The sequence below is a fragment of the Polynucleobacter sp. 39-46-10 genome (assembly GCF_002282275.1).
Map to the genome: position 1 here is coordinate 1 of NZ_NCJB01000454.1, position 1,528 is coordinate 1,528.

Consider the following 1,528-nt stretch of genomic DNA (forward strand, 5'->3'; position numbering starts at 1 on the left):
TCAGATCCGTTACCGCACCTTTACTTGCAGTGCTCGCGAGGTGAGCATACTTAGCAAGCAATCCACGGGTATAACGTGGTTTAGGTTGTACCCAAGCAGCACGTCGCTTAGCAATCTCTTCATCACTCACATTGAGTTGAATGAGTAACTTATGAGCATCGATCGTCACAGAGTCGCCTTCATGAATCAGGGCAATTACACCGCCCACAAATGCTTCAGGAGCAACGTGACCAACCACCATGCCCCAAGTACCGCCAGAGAAGCGTCCGTCAGTAATGAGGCCAACTGTCTCACCTAAACCTTGACCAACGAGGGCGGAGGTAGGGGCAAGCATTTCACGCATACCAGGACCACCTTTAGGTCCTTCGTAACGAATGACCATGACGTCACCGTCTTTGATCTTTTGCGCCATGATGGCCGCCATTGCATCATCTTCAGAGTCAAATACACGAGCGGGGCCAGTAATGGATGGGTTCTTGAGGCCGGTAATCTTGGCAACGCAACCCTCGGGGGAGATGTTGCCCTTCAAAATAGCTAAGTGACCTTGCTTGTACAGTGGGTTATCTAAAGTACGAATGACCTTTTGATCGGCGCGTGGAACTGAGGGAACATCTTTCAAAGTTTCAGCGATTGTTTTGCCGGTAATAGTCATGCAATCACCATGCAAGAGTCCGCCATCAAGCAAAATCTTCATGACTTGCGGAATACCGCCAGCTTGGTGAAGGTCAGTTGCCAAATATTGTCCAGAAGGCTTCATATCCACGATGACAGGAACACGCTTACGAATACGTTCGAAGTCATCAATCGTCCAGTCGATCTCAGCAGCACTAGTAATTGCTAGGTAGTGGAGAACAGCATTGGTAGATCCACCAACTGCCATGATCACGCTCACTGCGTTCTCAATGGATTTTTTAGTGATGATGTCACGAGGGCGCAAATTTTTCTTAATAGCCTCAACTAACACAATCGCTGACTCATGAGCGCTGGCAACTTTCTCAGCATCTTCATTGGCCATTGTGGAGGAGTAAGGCAAGCTCATACCTAAAGCCTCAAATGAGGAGCTCATGGTGTTCGCTGTATACATACCACCGCAAGAGCCGCTACCTGGACAGGCGTGTTGTTCAACACCCTTTAAGTCTTCTTCGTTCATACGTCCTGAGGTGAACTCACCAACGGCTTCAAACGCAGAAACGATATTCAGATCCTTGCCTTTGAAATGACCAGGTTTAATTGTTCCGCCATACACATAGATACTTGGTACATTGGTGCGGGCCATTGCCATCATGCCGCCTGGCATATTTTTATCGCAGCCACCGATAACCACAACGCCGTCTTGCCATAATCCATTGACGCAAGTTTCAATACTGTCAGCAATCACCTCACGGGAGATGAGGGAGTACTTCATGCCCTCAGTACCCATGCCGATGCCATCAGACACGGTAGGGGTACCAAACATTTGTGCTTTTGCGCCAGCTTCTTCAAGGGCGGTTACCGCAGCGTCTGCCAGTTTTTGCAAACCGCTATTGCA

1 protein-coding gene is annotated in these 1,528 nt (G+C 48.9%); it reads right to left on the reverse strand.

The window, feature by feature from the left end; all coding sequences use genetic code 11:
• Nucleotides 1–1,528: dihydroxy-acid dehydratase (gene ilvD / locus B7X71_RS16725; protein ID WP_293601566.1), on the reverse strand; the 1,528-nt coding region annotated here is incomplete at both ends.